The following is a 13,707-nucleotide window of genomic DNA, read 5'->3' on the forward strand; positions in this document are numbered from 1 at the left end:
TATTATCGAACATGTATTCGATAAGAACATGTGTTTGATGGGAGGAAGCGTGGCGCACGAGCAGCACACCTACATCTGCATCGACCTCAAGACGTTTTATGCCAGCGTCGAGTGCGTCGACCGTGGGCTCGATCCGCTCACCACCAACCTGGTCGTTGCCGACGAATCGCGCGGGCGCACGACCATCTGCCTCGCCATCACACAGGCTATGAAGGACTTAGGGATTCACAACCGCTGCCGCCTATTTGAGATTCCCGATGGCATCGACTACATCACGGCCGTACCGCGCATGCAGCATTACATGGAGGTGTCGGCGAAAATCTACGGTATCTATCTGGAATACGTCAGCCCCCAGGACGTGCACGTCTACTCCATCGATGAGTGCTTTATCGACGTGACGCCCTATCTGGACCTCTATCACACAGATGCGGAAGGGTTCGCCTGCACGCTGCGCGACGAGGTCCTCGCGCGCACCGGCATCACGGCGACGGTCGGCATCGGCCCCAACCTATTCCAGGCCAAGGTAGCGCTCGACATTACCGCCAAGCACGCACCCAGCCGCATCGGCATACTCGACGACGAGACCTTTCGCAAGGAGATCTGGCCTCATCGTCCCATTACCGATATCTGGGGCATCGGCCCCGGCGTGGCGGCCCGTCTCGAGAAATACGGCGTCTACGATCTGATGGGCGTCGCGGCGCTCAACGAAAACCTGCTTTACGACGAGCTCGGCGTCAATGCCGAATATCTCATCGACCACGCCTTCGGGCGCGAGCCGACAACCATCGCCGATATCCAAGCCTATCGCCCGCAAGCAACTTCGACCACCACAGGACAGGTGCTCTCGAAGGGTTATGCCTACGAGCAGGCCTACACCGTCTTGCGCGAGATGGTCGATGCCGCCGTGCTGGACTTGGTCGATAAGCACGTGGTCTGCGACAGCATCTCACTCTTTGTAGGCTACGCGAGCGAGCGCGCCGACATACGCCGCCTCGACGCCAGCGGCACAGCGCAATATGTGGACGGATGCGGGCACCTGCGCTCGAGCACATCGAGCATCGAACCCACCGCAACCGCCGGCCCCGAGCTCGCGCCCCGCGCTCCCAAGCCCGTCCAGCGCGATGACGAAAGGCGTCGCCTGGTGCGCGAAGCGCAGGCAATCGATGGCATCTTTGTGGGGGAGCATGGCGGCAAACCGCGCGGTGGCTATGCCGCGCTCTTTGCGCACTCCAACGCCTCGCGAAAGCTGCCCGAGCGCACTAATTCGTTTAAGAAGATCATGGGGTATTTCGATGACCTTTGGGCACAAACGGTCGATCCCAAACGACCGGTCAAGCGCATCAACCTGGGATTTGGCAACCTCATGCCCGAGGAATTTGCCACCATCGATCTGTTCAGCGATATCGAGGCCGATGAGCGCGAGCGCGACCTGGCACGCGCCGTGTTAGCCGTTAAAGGCAAATACGGCAAGAATGCGCTCGTCAAGGGATTAAGCTTTACCGCCGGCGCCACCGCGCGCGAACGCAACGACCAAGTTGGAGGACATCGTGCCTAAACCCAAGCAGCAGCCCGTGCGCCCGCCGACCGCCTTCGAGCGCCTGGCGGACCCCGAGGGCAGACGCCGCGCCGCCGACCCCAAGCTCACTGCCAACGGTGCCGTGCGCGCCAACCGCGCCGCACAGTTTATGCCCTTTGCCGCCCTCACGGGATACTACGAACTCGTGCGCAAGCAGGAAATCACCGTCGAGCCAAAACGTGAGCTCACGGAAGAAAAAGCCCTCGCGCTTTCTAAAAAGCTCGAGGGTCTCAAACGTGGCGACTTGGTTCGTGTCACCTATTACGATACATACGGCTATCGCAGCCGCACCGGCATCCTCGACGAGGCGCTCCCCGCCTTCAAGCTCCTCAAACTCCGAGACATCGCCATCGACTTCGACGACATCCAAGACATCGAACTGCGCGGACGAGCCTAGCCAAGGAAGCGCATCCAGGGCGGCGCTTACAGCGTCATGACGTAGTAGCCCGCGTCTTTCACGGCTGTCTCGAGGACACCACGATCAACCGGCTGCTTAGAGCGCACGCGTGCCGTGTGGTCCGCATACGTCACCGTTGCCCACACGCCATCCAGCGCATTGAGGGCATTGGCTACGTTCTGAGCGCAACCGTCACAGCTCATGCCGCCGATGAGCAGCTCATCGCTATAGGGATAGTGTGACGCATCGGTATCCACCACAACAACCTTTTTGGCCTTCTTGCCGCTCGTACCATCGCTGCAGCAACTCTTCCCGCGTGTCGAAGCGGCAATGCGACGCAGTCCAAAAAACATGCCGACGGCAATGACGGCCAGCACGATGAGATTCGCAGGGTTGAGCAAGTCACTCATGCGCTCCCCTTTCAAGTAGCACTATCTAGATACCCCCATGGGGTGTCCCCATCTTAACCCAAAATCATGTCTGTTCGGTCAATTAGTTTCCCTCTTCAAACTTTTTTGTTGACCATGGCTTACTTTCGTGTATAAGTTTTCCTAGGCTAACAGTTTAGATCCGTAAGGAGCGACGTGACTCGAACCATAGACATCCCAACGTTTCAGGCAGCAGTCGTGCGCAACTGCTCTCCCACGCTCGCGGGCATCAAGCCGGCATCGCTCTTTACCTATCCAGGCACCTACGCCCACGGGGACGGCTCGACCACAACCGAAACCATCGCAGAACGCCGAGCACGCCTGCTCAACGTTATCGCCCAGTGCAATCGCGAGCTTGACCCGCTCGGCATCCACCTGAGTGTTTTGGTCTGGCGGCCCTGCGGAGCGCTCGTGTACGCGTACCGAGCCAAAAGCCTCACCACCTATTTCGCAGACCCTCGCGCCCAAACGGCGCTCACCTCGGAAGGCTACGACACGAGAGACCTTTCGACATGCCTTGTGCATTTGGCATCACGCATCACGCTCGCGAGCAATAACGTCGCGGAATGCGCCTGCAGCCAGACTCGATGCGCACTACCCCAGCAAGCTAGCTGCAGCAAAGACTGCACCTGCGAGTTTCCGCACGAAATAGGCTACTTCCTTGGATATCCCTACGACGACGTGCACGAGTTTATCGTCCAGCGCGGCGAGAACTACAAGGTCTTTGGGGCCTGGAAGGTCTACGCAAATGTCGAGCAGGCGCTTGCGACGTTTGATGCCTACCGTGCCTGCACCCAATACTTCACTTTTGTCTATCAGCAGGGCTGCAGCCTGGCACAACTTGCCCAGGCGACCCGATAGAACGTACAAACCGCGACGCTACGCCGCACAACCGAAAGGACTCAACATGAGCAAGATCGCCGTCGTTTACTGGAGCGGCACGGGCAACACCGAGGCCATGGCAAACCTTGTCGCCGAAGGCGCCACGTCCGCGGGGGCCGAGACTGAGGTCATCCCCTGCGCCGACTTCTCTGCCGACAAGGCCGCCGAATATGATGCCTTCGCCTTCGGCTGCCCCGCCATGGGCTCCGAGGAGCTTGAGTATGACGAGTTTCAGCCTATGTGGGATGAGGTCAAGGAGACTCTCGGCGACAAGAAGGTCGTCCTCTTTGGCTCCTATTCGTGGGCCGAGGGCGAGTGGATGGACAACTGGAAGGCCGACGCCGACGAGGCCGGCGTCAACGTCGTGGACTCCGCCATCTGCTACGACGCGCCCGACGACGAGGGCGAGGCCGCCTGCAAGGCTCTCGGAGCCGAGCTCGCGTAACGAAACCAGGCCTCCAAAAGAGCCTGTATCACAGCGCATCCCCATCCCTACAAAAGAGCGGGGGCTGGATTCAAGTCCAGCCCCCGCTCTTTTGTAACGGCAGTTACATCAACCGGCTACGAGATATTGCCCAAGAACGCCTTGGTGCGCTCGCTCTTGGGGTGGTCGAAGACCTCGCTCGGCGTACCCTCTTCCACAATGACGCCGCCGTCCATAAAGACGACGCGGTCGGCGACATCGCGGGCAAAGCCCATCTCGTGCGTCACGACGATCATGGTCATGCCTTCGCGCGCCAAGTCGCGCATGACGCCCAGGACGTCGCGCACGAGCTCGGGGTCGAGCGCCGAGGTGGCCTCGTCAAAGAGCATGACGTGCGGGTTCATCGACAGGGCGCGGGCGATGGCAACGCGCTGCTGCTGGCCGCCCGAGAGCTGGCTCGGCATAAAGTCGATACGCTCGGCAAGACCGACCTTGGTCAGCTCCTCGACGGCAATCTTCTCGGCCTCTTCCTTGCTGCGCTTGAGCACCTTCTGCTGCGCAAGCATGACGTTCTTTTTGACTGACAGGTGCGGGAACAAATTGAACTGCTGGAACACCATACCCAGATGCGTGCGCACCTTGTTAAGGTCGACGCCCTTGGCGCACACGTCCACACCCTCAACGACAATCGAGCCACTCGTGGGATGCTCCAGGCGGTTGATGCAGCGAAGCATCGTCGACTTACCCGAGCCCGAGGGACCCAGAACTACGACGACCTCGCCCTTATGCACATCCAGATCGATATCGCGCAGGACCACGTTATCGCCAAAGGCCTTCTGGAGGTTCTTGATGCTGACGACAACCTCGTTCGAGTTATTGGTTTCGCTCATGATAGGACCTCCTTACAGACCGGCGATGTGATCGGCGGGCGTCGCGACGACCTGCCCGGCGCTCTTGGCGGGACGCTTCTTCTTGGTTTCGGCCGTACCCAAAAGCCTCGCCTCAAGGCCGCTCACCAAGCGAGCGAGTGGCAGGGTGATGACCAGATAGAACAGGGCGGCAACCACATACGGCGTGATGGAGCCCGTCGTGGCCACGATGGTACGGGCGTTCATGACGATCTCGACCACACCCACGGCGGCAAGCAGCGACGTATCCTTGTAAAGCAAGATAAACTCGCTGGTCAGCGTAGGCAAAACATTGCGGAACGTCTGCGGAATCATAACGTAGAGCAGCGTCTGGAAGGCATTCATGCCCAGAGAGCGAGCAGCCTCGTTTTGGCCCTTGGGGATTGATTGAATACCGGCACGGAAGATCTCGCACAGGTACGCAGACGAGTTCATGGCCATGACGATAACGCCCAAGACATAGTCGTCCACCTTGACGCCGGCCAACGGCAGACCGAAGAACGCGATATAGATCTGCAGGAACGCCGGCGTACCACGGATGATATTCACATAGATGCCGGCAAGGCAACGCAGGATGCGTGACTTGGAGATGCGCATGAGCGACAAGGCAAAGCCAAAGGGAATTGCCAGCGGAAACGCCACGAGCACGATCGAGAGCGACATAAGGAAGCCCTTGAAGACGATCGGCAGGCTTTGGACCAAAATGACCGGGTTCAAGAACAAGCGCAGGAACATATTGGAGTTCCAGGCCTCGACCCACGGCTGCTCCTTAAGATCGGCCAGGAAGTTATCGAAAGCCGTCACGCCCTTAATCTCGACGGAAGGAATCTTAGAAATCTTCTTGGTCGAACCGTCGGCGAGCGTATAGGTGCCGCTAAAGGCCTCTTCGCCGCCCTCGACGGGAAACGTCACGCCGTAAACCTCGACACGGAAAAAGCCGCCGGCAGGCGCCGTCTCGCCAAAGTCGATCTTGAGCGTCTGGCCGTCAGCCTTGCACGTGGGCTTCATGGGCGTACGATCCATGAGGTCCTCGCCCGAGAGCATCGTCAATCGCGTGTCATCGGTACCAAACGTCGTACCGTCAACAAACGTCAGCGAAAGACCGCTCAGCTCCTCGTCGGCATCGGCCTGAACTTCCCAGGTAATGCGCGTCTCGGTGCCGCCGACCACATCGCTGCCCGAACCGGTGTTGGGTCGGGCGGTAATCTTTGCGGTCTCAAGCGCCTGGGCGGTCGTGGGCGCATATGCCCCCGCGCACACCAGCGCGAGCGCCACGGCCATGACGCAGGCTAGCTTTTGGAGCAAGGCGGGCAGTGGAAAACGCTGCTCCGCGGCCCCTTTGTTCAGTCGAGACAAGGTGGCTCCTATCGTAGAAGTTGCCGGCAAAACGAGACGGAAACGCTCTCCGTCAAGAGAAGCGCAAAGGCCCTCTCCGCAAAACGGAAAGGGCCCGCGCGCAATCAAGTAGCTATTTTACTTGATGTTGTACTTAGCCATGAGGGCATCAACGGTACCGTCATCGGTCAGGTCCTTGATAGCCTGGTTGATGTCGTCCTTGAGCTTGGTGTTGCCCTGGTTGATGGCGATGGCGTACTCCTCGCCGGTGCTGATCTGCTTGATGGTCTGGCAGGTGTTGAACTGCTCGGCGGTCAGCTGGCTGGCAACGGAGCGGTTGGTGACTACGGCGTCGCCCTTATCGGACTGCAGGGCGCTGAAGCACTCGGTGGCGTCCTTGTAGGGGACGATCTTGGCCTTCGGGAAGTTCTCCTGGGCAAAGGCCTCGGCGGTCGAGCCAGACTGGACGATGATGGTAGCGTCGGCGTTGTTGAGCTTCTCGCTGAAGTTATCGGCCGTGATGTCGGTGTTATCGACCTTGGTCACGATAGCCTGATCGTCCATGTAGTAGGAATCAGAGAAAGTGACTTCCTTCTCACGCTCGGGCGTGTCGGTGATAGCCGCGATGGAAACGTCATACTTGGCGCCCGAAGCGACGCCCGGAACCAGCGTGTCAAAGTCATTGTTGATATACTCGACATCCAGGCCCAGCTTGTCGCCGATAGCCTTGATGAGCTCAAGGTCAAAGCCCTGATAATCGCCGTTGTCATCCTTGTACTCAAACGGAGCGTACTCGGCAGAGGTGCCGACGGTCAGCGTACCGTCCTTGACGAGCGCGTACTCCTTGGAGCCGTCGACCTTCTCGACCTTAGCGTCGTCAGAGCTGCTGGAACCAGCATCAGAACCAGAGGTGGCGTTGGACGAGCCGCAGCCCGTCAGAGCAAGGGCGAGCGCCATAGCACCCGTGGCGGCAAATGCGCCGAGCTTCTTCAGCTTCATAATCAGTCTCCTTCCGGTGACCTCGTTTGATTCAGAGGTCTGCAAAAACTGTTGGCTATTATGCACCCGGAATTACGAATCTGCAATGAGAAAACTGATTGAAACAAACCCATAACGTGAATGGAATACTCTACTTTGTGACAGTCATTACTGCTGCAATGACCTTAATAGTCTAATTTCAGCTGCATAACCTGCAAGTTCGTTCGGCGTCTCCAAAATAAATGGAAGTGCACGCAAGCGGCTATTCGATACAATATTCTGCATAACCTGCATACCGCCACCAAATTCCTCGCTGCCAAGGTATCCCTTGCCGATGCACTCGTGACGATCTTTATGGGCGCCACAAGGGTTCTTCGAATCGTTGATATGTACGGCATGCAAGCGATCGATACCCACCACGCGGTCGAACTCGTCGAGTACGCCGTCCAGATCATGGATGATGTCGTAGCCGGCATCGCTCACATGGCAGGTGTCCAAACAAACGCCCAGCTTATCGGACAGCTCTGGGCGCTTGGCGGCAACGCCCTCGATAATACACGCCAGTTCTTCAAAGCTACGGCCCACCTCGGTGCCCTTGCCTGCCATGGTCTCGAGTAATACCGTCGTCTGCTGCCCCTCAAACATCACCTGGCACAGCGTGTCGACAATCATCTGAATGCCGACGTCGGAGCCCTGTCCCACATGCGCACCGGGATGGAAGTTGTAGTAGTTGCCGGGCAGTGCTTCCAGACGCTGCAAGTCCTCGGCCATTGCCTCCAAGGCAAACTCGCGCGCCCGCTCTTTGGCAGAACAGGGGTTGTAGGTATACGGGGCATGCGCCACCAGCGGTCCAAAGTCGTTTTGTGCCATAAGCTCGCGCAGAGCCGCCACGTCATCCATGTCAAGTTCTTTTGCCTTGCCACCGCGCGGGTTGCGCGTAAAGAACGCAAAGGTATTGGCGCCAATGGATAGCGCCGTCTCCCCCATTGCCCGATAGCCCTTCGTCGTCGAAAGATGACACCCGATCGTCAGCATCTCCAGCTCCCCCTCATCAGTTGCGGTGAAATACGGTCTATTGGTGCCTTATTTTGGCGCAAACAGACCGTATTCCACCGCAAGATATAAAAGGGGCATCAGGGGCACGGTCCGCCGAGCCCCCTTGAGCAGCAGCACCGCAACCTAGAGCGTCAAGCGAATCGCATCAATGATCTGCGCACAGCGCTGTGTGGCGGCAAGGGGCATGACGGGACTCTCGAGTTTCCCCGCCCGGATGAGCTGGGTCGCATGCTGAATTTCGCCGTAGAAATCATCGACCTCAAACGGGGCATTTATTTCGAGCATTCGTCCGTCGGAGTACTTCACATGGGCAAGCTCGGGGCGATGGAGGCGCTCGATTTCCAACAAACCCCGCTCGCAGGCAATCGTTAAGCGGCTTTCATATGCTGCTTTGCCATCGCACACCATATGAATGGGTATACCGCCGACACTCATATGGATCTCATCGGCCCAATCCACGCGGCCGCCCGATACGTCACGCCAGCGAACTTCACGAGACGAAACATCGCACACACCCGCAAGCAGATCCTCAAACCACCCGACCGCGTAGCAGCCCATGTCATATAGACAGCCACCCTGCAACGGATCGAGCAGATAACTTGAAGGCGACTCACCATAATCGAGTTTTTGCACGCTTTCAATCGAGACGATACGGCCGAGCTCGCCCGACGCAAGCAAACCCTTCACGCAAGTATGCATCGGACAAAACCGATTTTTCATCGCCTCCATAAACGGCACGCCGCACTCACGGGAAACGGAGGCAATCGCATGGGCCTCTTCCTCACTCAAAACGGCCGGCTTTTCGCACAGCACGGCCTTTCCCGCGCGCAGTGCCCGACAGACCCAATGCGCATGCATACCATGTGGAAGAGCCAAGTAGATTGCGTCGACATCGGGATCGGCAATCAGCGCATCATAAGCCGCATCGCCGCTATCGTCAGCCGTGGCATAACTGTGCGCGGCATCAATCGAAAACGTCCTGCAAAACTCCTCAACATGCGAAGGGGTGCGACCGGCGGCAGCCACAAGCCGTGCCCCGTCCACCTCCTTGAGCGACGATGCAAATCGATGCGAAATGCGCCCAGCGCCCAAAACGCCCCAACGAACCTCGCGCAAATCATCACATGAATCCCGATGGCCCACGACGGCCCCCTTCAGTTGCGGTGGAATAGTTCCTGTTTAAGCCCCATTCTGCCGCAAACAGGAACTATTCCACCGCAAGTTATAAAAGGGTCATGAGGAGCGCGTTTTGCAAAAGGCTTTAAGCGCAGCCGTTACGGGGCCAGGCTGGAAACGTCGGCGCACATCGTCGAGACGCTCGGGAATATCGATGTGCTGCGGGCAGTGACGTGCGCATTTGCCGCACTTGACGCAATTGCTCACCAGCTTGGGCTCGTTCGTCCGCACCGCGCTCGCCGTAAAGTATTGAGACAGCCCCGTAAACCAACTATGCGCGTAGCTCGCGTTGTAGGCGGCAAAGCAGCCGGGAATATTGATGCCCTTGGGGCATGGCATGCAGTAGCCGCACCCCGTACAGGGTACGCGATTCGATTTCTCAAACTCTCCTAGCACACGTGCGATGGTATCGAGCTGCTCTGTCGTCATCGAATTCGGCAGTGCGCGATCCGCCAATGCCGCGTTCTCGTCCACCTGTGCGGTATCGGTCATGCCCGAAAGCAGCATCGTGACCTGAGGATGGTTCCACACCCACGAAAGTCCCCAGGCGGCAGGAGTGCGCAAATGCGGGTCACGGGCGCCATCGAGCACAGCGCGGGCCCGCGGAGGCAGCTTGCCCGCCAGGCGTCCACCCAAAAGCGGCTCCATCACAAACACCGCGAGCCCGCGCTCCGCAGCCGCCATGAGCCCCGCCGTTCCCGCTTGGTAGCGCTCTCCAGCGTAGTTGTACTGGATCTGGCAAAAGTCCCAGTCATACGCGTCAAGCATCGTCAGGAAGTCCGCGGCGCTGCCGTGGTACGAAAAACCAATCTGGCGAATGCGCCCCGTCGCCTTTTGGTGCGCAATCCAGTCTTCGATGCCCAACGCCACCACGCGCTCCCACTGGGCGGGCGAGGTGATGTTGTGCATAAGGTAATAGTCGATATGGTCGGTCCGCAGGCGGCGCAGTTGCTCGCCGAAGAACCGGTCGAAATCCTCCGCGCACTTGCACGAAGCGTGCGGCAACTTAGTCGCCAGCAACACCCGGTCGCGCAGCCCCAAGCGCTCAAGTGAGGCGCCCACGCACACCTCGTTACCGGGATAGAGATACGCGGTATCCAGATAATTAATCCCCTGCTCCACCGCACGGGAAATGATGGTATCGGCTGTCTTCGCATCGGGGTGTCCCGGCGCACCGGGAAATCTCATGCAGCCCAGACCCAGAGCGGATATTCGGTTACCACTTTTGGGGTCAACGCGGTATTGCACGGCCCCTCCTTTCGCCATCAGCGCCCCGGCAAGGCGAAACACAATGGTCACGCGGCCGAAACATCGTGGAATCGCAATCGAGAACGTATCGTAACGCAGCAGAAATCGAGCTGTCACGGCACCGCTTTAACATCAGCAAAAAGCCCGATGAAAGGAGTCACCCATGCCCGCTCTCGACCTTTGGAATCTCGCATCCCAGCTCAAAAGCACCGATTATCGCTGGGTCGACCTCACCCACACGCTCTCGTGCGACACCCCGCACTGGTTTGGCTTTAAGCCTTTTGAGTCCACAAAGCTCTTCGACTACCTGCCCGGCACGCCCAAGGACATGCTCGCGCCCATGCGCTGCTTCCAGTATTCGGTCGCCTCGCAGTACGGCACGCATGTCGACGCGCCGCGCCACTTCCATGTCGAGGGTCGTTCCCTTGGAGAGATTGAACCCATCGAGTTTATGCATCCGCTCTGCGTGATCGACAAGCACGAGGAGTGCGCCGCAAACCCCGACTTTATTCTGACCGTCGATGACCTCAAGACCTGGGAGAACGAGCACGGCCGCATTCCCGAGGACGCCTTTGTCGCCTTCCGCTCCGACTGGTCCAAGCTCGCCGACCTCGAAAACAAGGACGAAGACGGCCAGCCCCACTACCCCGGCTGGGACCTCGATGCCATCAAATGGCTTGTAGAAGAGCGCAACATCGGTGCCATCGGCCACGAACCGGCAGACACCGACCCCGCAACCGTGACCACACGCGAGGATGCCTACCCCTACCCCGGCGAACAGTACATCCTCTCGGTCGACCGTTACCAGATTGAGGTCATGGACCATCTGGACGAGCTTCCCGCCACGGGCGCCATCATCTTCTGCACCTTCCCCAAGGTGCGTGATGGCGTCGGATATCCCGCACGTGTCTTTGCGGTCTGCCCCGCGTCATAAGTTCCCATGCGTTTGTTCTTCTAAATACGGCCATCCGGTGCACGCGACATGGCCCGGCGGCATACAATCCATCAGGCGCCCCATACGCGGGCGCCTTTTTATGGGGAGATGATTCACATGCAGATCAACAAGGTCGCCTTTATCGGCAAGGGCGGCGTCGGGCTACTCTACGGCAGCATGATCGCCCAGGCACTCGGCAACGATGCCGTCGAATACGTTATGGACGACGCGCGCTTTGAGCGCCACGCGGGCGATGCGCTCACCGTCAACGGCAAGCCCTGCGCGCTCAAATCCGTCCGCGCGAGCGAGGCGACGCCCGTCGACCTGGTCATCCTCACGGTCAAGACAACCGGACTCGACCAGGCGCTCAAGACTATGGAACGCATCGTAGGGCCCGACACGCTCATCGCATCCCTATGCAACGGCATCACCAGCGAGCAAAAGATTGCCGAGCGCTTTGGCTGGGGGCACACCGTCCTCGGAATCTGCCAAGGCATGGACGCTGTGTTTCTCAACGGCGCGCTCACCTTTACCAATGCGGGCGAGATCCGCTTTGGTGCGGCCGCCGGCACCGACCCCGCGACCGTCACCGCTATCGACGGGCTCTACACGCGCTGCGGCATCGCCCATACCGTCGAGCACGACATCGCACATCGCATGTGGGCCAAACTCATGCTCAACGACGGCATCAACCAGACCTGTATGGCCTACGGCGGCACCTACGGAAGCGCTACGGAGCAGGGCTCCGAGCAGCTCCGCAGTTTTGTCTCCGCCATGCGCGAGACGCTTGCAGTCGCCAATGCCGAGGGCATCGAGCTCACCGAGGAAGACCTGACGCAGATGGTGCGTCTCATAAAAGGGCTCGATCCCGCCGGCATGCCCTCGATGGCGCAAGACCGCATCGCTCAACGCAGAACCGAAGTCGAGGAATTTGCGGGTACCATCTGCCGCCTCGCGGCCAAGCACGGTATCCAGGTGCCGCAAAACGAATGGCTCTATTCGCGCATCCTCGAAATCGAGGCCAGCTGGTAACGCCGCCGCACCGCATCCAACAGCCTCAATAGCAAAAGCCGCCGCAAAGGGCACTCCCCTTGCGGCGGCTTCCTTCTTCATCTATGGGCAAAACCAGCTTCACAACGGCTAGCGCCGCACCTGCGGCGTCTCGTCCTCGTCATCGCGGCAAAGGGTCACGCCCGCACTTCCCAGCAGCGCTGCTGCGATGAGCACGCCGACCACAATAGGAGCAGCCCCGCACGAGCCCTGCATGCCTGCGACAAACGCAGCTGTAGGGCCAAGACAGCCAAGTACCAATGCGACGGCGGCGATAGCGATATCTCGAGCGTTCATGAGACCACTTCCTCCACGAGAAAGACCTTATTTCTCATGAACCAGTGTGCCCCGCATGCATACGCCCAGCGTACCGCCACGGTAAGGGCTCTGTTAACTCAAACGCACATAAAGAAAGGGCGGCTTTACGTTGCCTAAAAGCTCAGTAAAGACGCCCGCCCATCATGTGCCTATTTTGCTCTGATGGCAGATTACCAACCGGTGTAGTAGTCGGTGGTTCCGGCGGCGCAGCCGGAGTCATAGACCTTGCAATCACCCTTGGAGCCCGTAAAGGTCGAGCCCTGGGCCATATCGCCCGCGGCAACAACGTAATAGCCGTCGGAATCGCGCCAGAAGCCCTCAGAATCCTGAGTCCATTCGCCCGTGCGATAGTGATAAAGCACATTGCTGCTGTAATAGGTCTCGCGGCGCCCGTTGTAGTTATTGACACCCGCAGAGCGCGTCAGGCCCGATCCGTTCGCGTAGGACGCGGCAGACGCGTAGGACGGAGTGTAGCCGGCGTTGTAGTACGAAGCCTGGGCGGCCTCGGCAGCCTCTGCCTCGGCGGCAGCGGCCTCGAGCGCTTCGCGCTTGGCATTCTCAAGCGCAGTGCGCAGCTCATCGAGCTCGGTCGACTTCGCGTCGACCTCCCCCATCGTCAAAAGGCTGCCCGCACCATCGATACAACCCTGCAGCACAGCGCGCTCGTCATCGGTGGCATAGTCACCATACATGTTTAGGATAATCTGAGCACGCATCTCAAGGGAATCGCGCTTGGCCTCCATCGAGGCGTTCCACTCCTGCATGGAACCATAACCATCGCCGCGATAATCAACGGGCTGTACCAGCGTCGTCTCGGACGGCGTAGATCCAACCGTATCGGACAGTGTTGCCGCGTGGGCATCAGTTGCGCCGGCGCCCGCCAAAAGCGCCACGGTCAGAGCGGCGGAAAGGGCGGCGGCTTTCGGTTTTCGCGAATCGATCCTCATGTAGCTGGAAACCTCCGTAGTGCGTTTTTGCTGCGTTTGAGCTGCGTGTG

Annotated in this window: 15 protein-coding genes; 6 read left to right on the forward strand and 9 right to left on the reverse strand. The window is 59.2% G+C overall.

All coding sequences use genetic code 11. The annotated features are described in order from the left end of the window. Nucleotides 1-28: 28 nt before the first annotated feature. Together ACEG18_RS03100 and ACEG18_RS03105 are read left to right on the forward strand one after the other, a co-directional pair. Nucleotides 29-1,555 carry a Y-family DNA polymerase gene (locus ACEG18_RS03100; RefSeq protein ID WP_372541250.1) on the forward strand — a complete coding sequence of 509 codons (1,527 nt, stop codon included), beginning with the start codon at nucleotides 29-31 and terminating at the stop codon, nucleotides 1,553-1,555. Next, nucleotides 1,548-1,973, forward strand: coding sequence for a hypothetical protein (locus tag ACEG18_RS03105; protein WP_372541200.1), 426 nt, complete (start codon nucleotides 1,548-1,550; stop codon nucleotides 1,971-1,973). The genes ACEG18_RS03100 and ACEG18_RS03105 overlap by 8 nt, the downstream gene beginning before the upstream one ends. 26 nt (nucleotides 1,974-1,999) lie before the next feature. On the opposite strand, the gene ACEG18_RS03110 is transcribed toward ACEG18_RS03105, so the two are convergent. Beyond that, nucleotides 2,000-2,383 carry a heavy-metal-associated domain-containing protein gene (locus ACEG18_RS03110; RefSeq protein WP_117655290.1) on the reverse strand — a complete coding sequence of 128 codons (384 nt, stop codon included), beginning with the start codon at nucleotides 2,381-2,383 and terminating at the stop codon, nucleotides 2,000-2,002. 174 nt (nucleotides 2,384-2,557) lie between these two features. Between ACEG18_RS03110 and ACEG18_RS03115 the strand changes: the two genes are divergently transcribed. Together ACEG18_RS03115 and ACEG18_RS03120 are read left to right on the forward strand one after the other, a co-directional pair. Next, nucleotides 2,558-3,262, forward strand: coding sequence for a DUF3793 family protein (locus ACEG18_RS03115; protein WP_372541201.1), 705 nt, complete (start codon nucleotides 2,558-2,560; stop codon nucleotides 3,260-3,262). 46 nt (nucleotides 3,263-3,308) lie between these two features. Further along, nucleotides 3,309-3,728: a flavodoxin gene (locus ACEG18_RS03120; protein ID WP_372541202.1), complete on the forward strand. Its 420-nt coding sequence runs from the start codon at nucleotides 3,309-3,311 to the stop codon at nucleotides 3,726-3,728. Between the two features lie 116 nt (nucleotides 3,729-3,844). On the opposite strand, the gene ACEG18_RS03125 is transcribed toward ACEG18_RS03120, so the two are convergent. The 6 genes from ACEG18_RS03125 to ACEG18_RS03150 all read right to left on the reverse strand — a co-directional run bounded on the left by ACEG18_RS03125 (nucleotide 3,845) and on the right by ACEG18_RS03150 (nucleotide 10,408). Next, the gene (locus ACEG18_RS03125; RefSeq protein ID WP_099431470.1) at nucleotides 3,845-4,597 is read right to left on the reverse strand and encodes an amino acid ABC transporter ATP-binding protein; all 753 of its coding nucleotides are present in this window, start codon (nucleotides 4,595-4,597) and stop codon (nucleotides 3,845-3,847) included. 12 nt (nucleotides 4,598-4,609) lie between these two features. Continuing rightward, nucleotides 4,610-5,971 (reverse strand): ABC transporter permease subunit, encoded by a 1,362-nt coding sequence (locus ACEG18_RS03130; protein WP_372541203.1) that lies wholly within the window; start codon nucleotides 5,969-5,971, stop codon nucleotides 4,610-4,612. Nucleotides 5,972-6,088: 117 nt separating this feature from the next. Next, nucleotides 6,089-6,949 (reverse strand): ABC transporter substrate-binding protein, encoded by an 861-nt coding sequence (locus ACEG18_RS03135; protein ID WP_372541204.1) that lies wholly within the window; start codon nucleotides 6,947-6,949, stop codon nucleotides 6,089-6,091. A gap of 147 nt (nucleotides 6,950-7,096) precedes the next feature. Further along, nucleotides 7,097-7,963, reverse strand: coding sequence for a deoxyribonuclease IV (locus ACEG18_RS03140; RefSeq protein ID WP_372541205.1), 867 nt, complete (start codon nucleotides 7,961-7,963; stop codon nucleotides 7,097-7,099). 144 nt (nucleotides 7,964-8,107) lie between these two features. Further along, nucleotides 8,108-9,127, reverse strand: a complete 1,020-nt coding sequence (locus tag ACEG18_RS03145) for a Gfo/Idh/MocA family protein (protein WP_372541206.1) — start codon at nucleotides 9,125-9,127, stop codon at nucleotides 8,108-8,110. A 90-nt stretch (nucleotides 9,128-9,217) separates the two neighbouring features. Continuing rightward, complete coding sequence (locus tag ACEG18_RS03150) at nucleotides 9,218-10,408, reverse strand: aldo/keto reductase (protein WP_372541207.1); 1,191 nt, start codon at nucleotides 10,406-10,408, stop codon at nucleotides 9,218-9,220. A 163-nt stretch (nucleotides 10,409-10,571) separates the two neighbouring features. On the opposite strand from ACEG18_RS03150, the gene ACEG18_RS03155 reads away from it, so the two are divergent. Next, nucleotides 10,572-11,342: a cyclase family protein gene (locus ACEG18_RS03155; RefSeq protein ID WP_372541208.1), complete on the forward strand. Its 771-nt coding sequence runs from the start codon at nucleotides 10,572-10,574 to the stop codon at nucleotides 11,340-11,342. Nucleotides 11,343-11,459: 117 nt separating this feature from the next. Further along, the gene (locus ACEG18_RS03160) at nucleotides 11,460-12,374 is read left to right on the forward strand and encodes a ketopantoate reductase family protein (RefSeq protein WP_372541209.1); all 915 of its coding nucleotides are present in this window, start codon (nucleotides 11,460-11,462) and stop codon (nucleotides 12,372-12,374) included. A gap of 108 nt (nucleotides 12,375-12,482) precedes the next feature. Here the strand turns inward: ACEG18_RS03160 and ACEG18_RS03165 are convergent, their stop codons facing one another. Next, nucleotides 12,483-12,689 carry a hypothetical protein gene (locus tag ACEG18_RS03165; RefSeq protein WP_372541210.1) on the reverse strand — a complete coding sequence of 69 codons (207 nt, stop codon included), beginning with the start codon at nucleotides 12,687-12,689 and terminating at the stop codon, nucleotides 12,483-12,485. 191 nt (nucleotides 12,690-12,880) lie between these two features. Beyond that, complete coding sequence (locus ACEG18_RS03170) at nucleotides 12,881-13,657, reverse strand: hypothetical protein (RefSeq protein ID WP_099431462.1); 777 nt, start codon at nucleotides 13,655-13,657, stop codon at nucleotides 12,881-12,883. Nucleotides 13,658-13,707 lie beyond the last annotated feature (50 nt).

It is taken from the genome of Collinsella aerofaciens, assembly GCF_041537385.1.
Taxonomy (GTDB): domain Bacteria; phylum Actinomycetota; class Coriobacteriia; order Coriobacteriales; family Coriobacteriaceae; genus Collinsella; species Collinsella aerofaciens_BV.

Coding starts and splice junctions, on each gene's coding strand:
- ACEG18_RS03100 (WP_372541250.1), top strand. CDS start 29: ATGTGTTTGATGGGAGGAAGCGTGGCGCACGAGCAGCACACCTACATC.
- ACEG18_RS03110 (WP_117655290.1), bottom strand. CDS start 2,383: ATGAGTGACTTGCTCAACCCTGCGAATCTCATCGTGCTGGCCGTCATT.
- ACEG18_RS03120 (WP_372541202.1), top strand. CDS start 3,309: ATGAGCAAGATCGCCGTCGTTTACTGGAGCGGCACGGGCAACACCGAG.
- ACEG18_RS03125 (WP_099431470.1), bottom strand. CDS start 4,597: ATGAGCGAAACCAATAACTCGAACGAGGTTGTCGTCAGCATCAAGAAC.
- ACEG18_RS03135 (WP_372541204.1), bottom strand. CDS start 6,949: ATGAAGCTGAAGAAGCTCGGCGCATTTGCCGCCACGGGTGCTATGGCG.
- ACEG18_RS03140 (WP_372541205.1), bottom strand. CDS start 7,963: ATGCTGACGATCGGGTGTCATCTTTCGACGACGAAGGGCTATCGGGCA.
- ACEG18_RS03155 (WP_372541208.1), top strand. CDS start 10,572: ATGCCCGCTCTCGACCTTTGGAATCTCGCATCCCAGCTCAAAAGCACC.
- ACEG18_RS03160 (WP_372541209.1), top strand. CDS start 11,460: ATGCAGATCAACAAGGTCGCCTTTATCGGCAAGGGCGGCGTCGGGCTA.
- ACEG18_RS03165 (WP_372541210.1), bottom strand. CDS start 12,689: ATGAACGCTCGAGATATCGCTATCGCCGCCGTCGCATTGGTACTTGGC.
- ACEG18_RS03170 (WP_099431462.1), bottom strand. CDS start 13,657: ATGAGGATCGATTCGCGAAAACCGAAAGCCGCCGCCCTTTCCGCCGCT.